The organism is Nitrospirota bacterium, from assembly GCA_020846775.1.
GTDB lineage: Bacteria > Nitrospirota > 9FT-COMBO-42-15 > HDB-SIOI813 > HDB-SIOI813 > RBG-16-43-11.
In genome coordinates this window covers 1-6,858 of record JADLDG010000020.1, presented here as the reverse complement: position 1 = coordinate 6,858, position 6,858 = coordinate 1, and the positions used below count along the sequence as shown (strand labels likewise).

Genomic DNA, 6,858 nt, shown 5'->3' with positions numbered 1-6,858 from the left:
TGTTGAAGATGGTCGTCTGCAACCCCGGGATAAGCATCTATGATCTGGCCAGGAGGACAGACCGCAATTACAGCAGGGTATTCAAGGACGTCCAACTCCTGGTTGAAATGGGTGAAATCGAGAGCAGACCCGACCCGCGGTCAGGCAGAAAAGCAAGGCAGCTATTACCGGTACGCTCAATTAATAATGAGCTGATTGGTATTAATTGGAATGAACCAGGGCCATAGTGATCAACAGCATAATAGTCAACACCATTCTCTTCTAGAGTAATTTCAATTGTATATATAACGGTATCTTGTTGTCATAGCAGGTTTTATTATTATTATCTCACTTATCCAGCAATGACGTTATCTGCAGTTTCCTTCCCAGGTTCTCCGCTCTTGCTTTATTTATCAAGAAGGTACGAGAAAGATGCAGACAGATTTTCATATGATTGGACACTATGTTAGTAATTAATTTAATGACGTAGCTATGCATATTATATAAAGCCTGAGGTCTCACTTGACGAAACATATATGCTGCACACGTATTACTGACTATAAGTGCTGTATGAACGGGCGGATATTGATCACAGAGTTGTATTCTATAAAAACGTAGAGGACAAATTAGCTAATGGGACTTAATGATAGGGATTACATGCGAAACCGTGGCACTGGTCCGGAGAAACGTAGAGTGGCATCCAGTTCCATCAGATTACCTGTATATTTTATAATAATTCTTATATCGATAGGGTCAGTTATTGGAATAACGAAGCGTATGAAGATGAAAAATTATAACAGAATTGCTGCAACTCAGCAGACTGTAACTGTCGTTACACGGAATTATTCATTACAGACTTCATCTTGCAATGCATTGCCAGAAAATGGGTATGGTTTCATACTTGATCCTTCAGTAATGCGCAGAACAGACGTACTATATTCTGGTATCGAATTTATAAACCAACATGATTACTCTATGGTCATGCTAATCACTAGCCCGGATGGAGTTAGCCGCCATCAGGCAGTTGCTGTTCATCCTCATGAAAGCGTTAATCTAAGCGTACCTGTTGCTCAGTATGGGTTAACAGTTCTCGTGGGGCGATCATGGTGCAATGTAGAAAAGGGGTTTACTGATGGGAATCGGGTCCGAATAGAAGGAACCTTTTCAATCAGTAATAGTGAAACAACAAGTATTGTTTTTCGATCTGAAGGAGTTAATGCCAAGGACTTTTCAGTTTCTTATAGTTCAAAGCCCTTAAAGGCAGCAAATGATGCCAAATCTTTTGAGATCAATGGAAATGGTTCTATTAGTTTAAAACAGACAAAGAATGGGCACTACATACTCATATAATACCACCGTACCTTATCTTTATTGTTGTCAAACATGATGAGCCTCCTTTTGTTATTTGAGAGCTCATCATGTCACATCTGAGCACCTATTCCGTTGGATGTGCATTTGCCTGATATTTCACCGATAATTGCTAAAGGATATGACTTGACCTTGTGAAAATTGAGTTTCCCTGCTAACATAGTCGGAAATGTGCAAACTATAATAGGCTAATTATCTCAGGGTACCATGACAAAGGATGAAATTAAAAATTACTGGATATCTTCATCAGATAAAGACCTGAGGGTAATGAATAGTCTTTATAAAAATGGTCATTATGGATGGTCTTTGTTTATAGGACATCTGGTCTTAGAAAAACTTCTAAAGGCAATTTATGTTAAAAACATTGATATAAACATCCCATTTACTCATGACCTTGCTAAGCTTGCACAGAAAGCGGGGTTATTGCTTACTGAAGAACAGAAAGATCTCCTGGATGAAGTTACTACCTTCAATATTAAGGCAAGGTATCCTGATTATAAAGAGAGATTCTATAAAAAGGCAACAAAGAGATTCGCAGAGGGCTATATCACAAAGATAAAGGATTTCAGAAAATGGCTCAAAAAGAGAATAAAAGAATAATCTATAATAAGATTAAAGAGTATATAAAAATTCTACAAGAAAATGGGATCGAGGTGTGGAGATTATATCTGTTTGGGTCCTGCGCAAAAGATAAATCCACACCTGACAGCGATATTGATCTGGCGATATTTTTGGATACCGATAACGTTGACGGCTTTCTTGAAGACGTAAAGTTAATGCATCTGAGAAGAAAGGTTGATTTAAGAATAGAACCTCATTCATTTGCAAGGTCGGATTTTGATGAAACCAATCCTTTTATTAAGGAGATAATTACTACAGGGAAAAGGATCATGTAATTCCCTTTTCTAAATTCTGCAATTACGGGAAACAAACCAATTTATCTACAATAGTCTCTTTTATCTATTCTATCCCATTTTCCCCAACTAAATAAATAGGTACAGCTTTTAGTTGATCACTCTTCACGGACTCCAATATTTGAAAAATCTCCCACTCGGAACCTGATCCCCCTGGTGCAATTATGATCGCCGCAGAGTGCAGAATCATTGAGTATTCTCTGATCGCCACACTTGAAAATATTAAACCATTTATTTAATGTTTACTGTTGATCTCCTATAAATCTTAACTCTGCTCTTTTTTCTTCTTGTCATTTGGAGGAGGCGGAGGAGGCCATGAGTCAATTGGGTCTATTCTTTCTATTTTTCTTTCTGTCTCCTCGTATTGCTTCTTCTTTTCGCCTTGATGTTTGACCTTATCATTATCTTTATCATTGCCCATTTTGCACCTCCGTTTAAAGTGATCAATTAATTACTGTCACTTCGGTTTAATACCCTCTGATTTCATAACCTCTTCTTGGCATTTTATTATAAGCTCAGGAAGATACGGTATCTCGGATTCACCTTCCTTGACTTTACTCTGTTCATCTAATAATTCATTGAGTTTATTTTGCGCACCCTCAATTAGATTGTCTTCAAAAGCTATCCATAACTTGGCATACTCAGCCTCTATCCTTACCCATTTGCCATGTAGGTCAGATACCTTACCTATCAATTTAGAATAATTTAGGAATGGATTAATTATAGCTACTATAGTAGCTCCTGCCGATAATATTTTCCAGATTCCTTGATATATTTCCCATATCCCCCAGCTTGCCACGGCTCCAGAAGTAAGTATTGCCAGAGAGATCTTGATAAAGAGATCTCTCTTTTCATATCTACGTCGAAGGTAGTGGTAATACCGAACATTCATTTTTGATGTCAATTTGTTGTTCCATAAGTGAATTCGCATTTGCTCGGCCATTTGTTATTTCCTTCAACGCTTTTGATATTATCAAATTGGGTGCGCATGTCAATCCATTGAAGTTATCCAACACCCTCTTATAACACTTGCCTCCTCCGGCAACTTTACCATCTTATATACCCCCTCACCCGTCTGGTATGCTGAAAAGGCATTACCATTAACCGGCGCGTTAGGGGTTTTTATGATCCTTCTACAGCTATTTGATCCCCTAACAGAAATGTTTTCGCCGAGGGTGATTTGGGAAAGGAGCGCTTGGAGAGTCATTTCTTGATCTACGATTTCAACTCTTTAATATCGCAAATAATTTCATTCTTTTCAAACCATTCATGTGATATTGCGTGATTCATTACTTTTCCCGGCTCCTTAGTATAGGCAACAATCGCCAGGCTTTTCTCCGCTCTGCTGCAAGTGACATAGAATAGGCGACGGGTTCTATCAATGCTGGTTTCCTTGCCTTCCGATTTATTTTTTTTATCTGTTGCCGTTGGCACTTTGGCACCAAATAATTTGTCATAACTGAAGAGAAACCCCCGTGCTTCTTCATCATCTATAATGACCATGACACGAGGAAATTCCAGTCCCTTTATACCTTGATGCGTTCCGAAACTAGATAGATCGGATATGTAACTAACATAACCCTCAAACTGGCTGAATAAGCTCTTGAGAGCCTCGTCCCAGGCATCAATAACCTCATCCTTGTCAGAGTCATTTTCAGTGTCGGCAGCTGGGATATTTTCCTGTGCATTTAAGCGTGCGACAATTGGCACAAGGGTGTCAGGAACCACGAATAAACCGCTGCGATAAACTTCCTTAAGAATGGCGTTTAATGAAGGGGAGCTTCCTGCAACCCAGAGGGCGTGCAATGCTTTTACAGCATCATTTGCCTTTAGGATTTCTTCACGAGGTGTTGCGCTATTTTTTAAAGTCTCTTTTTTCAGGAGAGGAGAAAATTTTCGGGTTATTCGAGAAACTGCAAACTGGTCACCATCCTGCATGGCCTTAATCAAGGGAAGAATCTGCTTTGCAAACAACGAAATCCCAGTGAGGGTTCCATCAAGTAATCCAGTTTTAAGCTTATCAACGGCATACAGTGGATCGAAAAAGCTGCCAAAGCCACCTCGCTTTGCCGCCATGTGGTGCTCAAGAGTCAGAATCTTTACTCCATTATTCAATTCCATCCAATCACTATCACCTGTGATTTCAGCCATTTTTGATGAAACTATTTTTTCGAATACTGCTTTGTCAAGTGAGTCTGTGGTATCTGCGATAAACAATCGTGCTATACCTTCATCAGTCTTGGCGGCGTCCTGAGCATGATCGTCGACATCGGACCTGATTTTATTGATAAGCGTGATGATCCGCTCTGGACTTCTATAATTGATGGTCTTGGCAGGTTTTGCCCAATTATCGGGGATGTTTTGTCCCAGATCAGTTTTTCCATCTGCGTAAATGCGCTGCATAGTGTCACCGAACAGGCCCAGAGTGAAGCATTCGTAATGCATTGACTGAACTTTAAAGAATGCATCGATTAACTCTTTTTTGGTGTCCTGACACTCATCAATAAGCAGAATGGGGAATTTTCGTACCATAATTTTCTGCATCAAAGGGCGGTTGAGGAGAAAATCAGCAGTTAAGCTGATCACCTCCGCATGATTAAGCGAGTCACTGCCTGTGTTATCACCATTCGGGTTGTAGGTAAACTTTCGGATGTGGTCTATGGCATCAAATCTGGTCCGCTTGGAAGCAATTTGCCTTGGACGATCTATTGCTGCTTTAGAACCAGCATTCCCAGTTTTTTGCTTCTCCTCAAGTTCATTTATTTCCAATGTTATATGCTCTTTTAACCAAACCCTGATATCACTCTGATATGGCCTGATCAATTCCCAAGAAAAGCTGTGAATGGTTGAGATTGCGAATGCTGGGTCGAAATCGAGACGGCGTTTGATCTCATCACATGCGGCATTGGTATAGGTGATGATGGCGACTTTCTGTCCATTGAGTCGCACGCGGCCGATATTCTGTTCGCGAAATCTTTTTAATACCTCGACTAAAGATCTGGTTTTTCCAGAGCCTGCCCCTGCAAAAAGAAAAAAACTTTTAGGATTGTCTAAATCAAGGCAGCCGTAGATTTCTTCATCGACCGGTACAGCAGCAGTATTATCTTTGGTCATGCCTTACCTCCATCTACCGCATTTTGGTCAATTAAATCTCTATTTATTAGTCCAAGTTTATCCTTTAGCCATTCAAGACCTTCGTTGATGTACTCTGGTGGCTGAAGCTCACTCGGTTCTGTTGTGTAGAGAAGGTTCAGTGCCATTTCGGCCTTCTTGCCATCTTTAAGTGCATTGAACATATCGCTGCAGGCTTCGCCAAGAGTAGGTTTTACAACGGCATCAACCATCTTCTTGATTAGACCGTTTGAACCCGGTTTATTCTTAAAGAAGTCAAGATTGCTTAACACCAAAGCATCTTCAAAGGTGTAGGGTATGGCAGTTTCCACTGTGCCAACTTTATAAGTCACCGGTAAAGCGCACTGGTATGTAACCCTAACCCTACCATCAGATGTAACTTTGTCTTCTTTAGTAGCATTTAACACATCGTCAAGTTGGGTTTTACAAGGTGCCCATTCTTTTAGCGTATAATTGCCAGTCCGGTAGTTCTGCCCTTTTTCTGGAAAAACTTTTCCGGAGGTGTTTTCGCCTATTGAATCCAGATCAGTAACAACAAGCGTCAGCACCCCCAATGATTCGAGCAAGGGTTTTAAACGATGTGCGTGACTCCCACCGATTTCAAGCAAGGATATATAGCTTCTGTCCAGTTCTGGAAACTTGTAGCGGATGAAATGTGGGATAAGCATTCTTTCTGCAGGTCCCTCTACCAAGATTGCGGCATCAGCGAAAAACAGATCGCAGTGGGTTGTTTTGAGATACCGTGTTGCAAATTTCGATGTGTCTGTATCTCTGCCAAAAATTGTTGTCAGGTTTACCACTGTTGCACATGGGACATCGCTGCCACATACGGCTGGCGTTTTTCGAAAATAGCGCAAGCAGGTAAAGTCGATTTCATGGGCAATGTGACTGGAATGGGTGCTTACAAACATCTGCGTGTTGAACTGTTTCTTTTCACCCAAGTTTGTGTGATTTCGCAATACTCTATAAGCTTTCTTAATGAAAACCTGCTGCACTTGGGCATGAAGATGAGCCTCGGGCTCTTCAATGAGCACGAGGTGAAGCGGCTCGATAAAGCCATCGGTTTTACTTCCTCTCTTGCCAGCCTTTCCAACCCTCATCCATTCATCTCTGAAACGAATGAGATTAAACACCATAGAAATAAGGTTTTGATACCCCAGCCCGTTGTATTGTTCCGGCAGACACAAGGGCTGTGAGCTTGAAGGCGAGCTTGAAGATGTCTTATCGCGAACTACATTGAACTGAACCGCGGCATCATGATTTAACCCTTCAAGTGGATTTACTTTACTAGATAACACAATCTGAGGATCGCTGAACCCTGGGTAATTTAATCCTTCAAGCCTCAAAGTCAATTAATTTTCCATAGTCCCGGGCACTTTAAATTCCATAGCTGAAAATCAGCAATCTTTATCAGTACCTCATTATTATTAAACTATCTTTTCTGCGCTTTCACAGATTAAAACGG

Annotated in this window: 9 protein-coding genes; 4 read left to right on the top strand and 5 right to left on the bottom strand. The window is 40.7% G+C overall.

Features of this window, described 5'->3' with window-relative positions; translation table 11 throughout:
* The 4 genes from IT392_02095 to IT392_02080 all read left to right on the top strand — a co-directional run.
* Window positions 1-227, top strand: a 227-nt coding sequence (locus tag IT392_02095; protein MCC6543276.1) for a MarR family transcriptional regulator, incomplete at its 5' end; no start/stop codon positions are given.
* 385 nt (window positions 228-612) lie between these two features.
* On the top strand, window positions 613-1,329 hold the full coding sequence (locus IT392_02090) for a hypothetical protein (protein ID MCC6543275.1): 717 nt from the start codon (window positions 613-615) through the stop codon (window positions 1,327-1,329).
* Between the two features lie 225 nt (window positions 1,330-1,554).
* Window positions 1,555-1,947 (top strand): HEPN domain-containing protein, encoded by a 393-nt coding sequence (locus tag IT392_02085; GenBank protein ID MCC6543274.1) that lies wholly within the window; start codon window positions 1,555-1,557, stop codon window positions 1,945-1,947.
* On the top strand, window positions 1,920-2,243 hold the full coding sequence (locus IT392_02080) for a nucleotidyltransferase domain-containing protein (GenBank protein ID MCC6543273.1): 324 nt from the start codon (window positions 1,920-1,922) through the stop codon (window positions 2,241-2,243). The genes IT392_02085 and IT392_02080 overlap by 28 nt, the downstream gene beginning before the upstream one ends.
* 64 nt (window positions 2,244-2,307) lie before the next feature.
* Here IT392_02080 and IT392_02075 read toward each other — a convergent pair whose 3' ends face one another.
* From IT392_02075 to IT392_02055, 5 genes are all read right to left on the bottom strand, one after another.
* Window positions 2,308-2,451 (bottom strand): LOG family protein, encoded by a 144-nt coding sequence (locus IT392_02075; GenBank protein MCC6543272.1) that lies wholly within the window; start codon window positions 2,449-2,451, stop codon window positions 2,308-2,310.
* A gap of 75 nt (window positions 2,452-2,526) precedes the next feature.
* Window positions 2,527-2,682 (bottom strand): hypothetical protein, encoded by a 156-nt coding sequence (locus IT392_02070; GenBank protein ID MCC6543271.1) that lies wholly within the window; start codon window positions 2,680-2,682, stop codon window positions 2,527-2,529.
* Window positions 2,683-2,718: 36 nt separating this feature from the next.
* Complete coding sequence (locus IT392_02065) at window positions 2,719-3,204, bottom strand: hypothetical protein (protein MCC6543270.1); 486 nt, start codon at window positions 3,202-3,204, stop codon at window positions 2,719-2,721.
* A 272-nt stretch (window positions 3,205-3,476) separates the two neighbouring features.
* Window positions 3,477-5,375 (bottom strand): ATP-dependent helicase, encoded by a 1,899-nt coding sequence (locus tag IT392_02060; GenBank protein MCC6543269.1) that lies wholly within the window; start codon window positions 5,373-5,375, stop codon window positions 3,477-3,479.
* Window positions 5,372-6,739 carry an AAA family ATPase gene (locus tag IT392_02055; protein ID MCC6543268.1) on the bottom strand — a complete coding sequence of 456 codons (1,368 nt, stop codon included), beginning with the start codon at window positions 6,737-6,739 and terminating at the stop codon, window positions 5,372-5,374. Before IT392_02055 ends, IT392_02060 begins: the two co-directional genes overlap by 4 nt.
* Window positions 6,740-6,858 lie beyond the last annotated feature (119 nt).

Excerpts from the sequence above, each read along its gene's own strand:
- IT392_02090 (MCC6543275.1), top strand. The coding sequence starts at position 613 with ATGGGACTTAATGATAGGGATTACATGCGAAACCGTGGCACTGGTCCG.
- IT392_02085 (MCC6543274.1), top strand. The coding sequence starts at position 1,555 with ATGACAAAGGATGAAATTAAAAATTACTGGATATCTTCATCAGATAAA.
- IT392_02080 (MCC6543273.1), top strand. The coding sequence starts at position 1,920 with ATGGCTCAAAAAGAGAATAAAAGAATAATCTATAATAAGATTAAAGAG.
- IT392_02075 (MCC6543272.1), bottom strand. The coding sequence starts at position 2,451 with ATGATTCTGCACTCTGCGGCGATCATAATTGCACCAGGGGGATCAGGT.
- IT392_02070 (MCC6543271.1), bottom strand. The coding sequence starts at position 2,682 with ATGGGCAATGATAAAGATAATGATAAGGTCAAACATCAAGGCGAAAAG.
- IT392_02065 (MCC6543270.1), bottom strand. The coding sequence starts at position 3,204 with ATGGCCGAGCAAATGCGAATTCACTTATGGAACAACAAATTGACATCA.
- IT392_02060 (MCC6543269.1), bottom strand. The coding sequence starts at position 5,375 with ATGACCAAAGATAATACTGCTGCTGTACCGGTCGATGAAGAAATCTAC.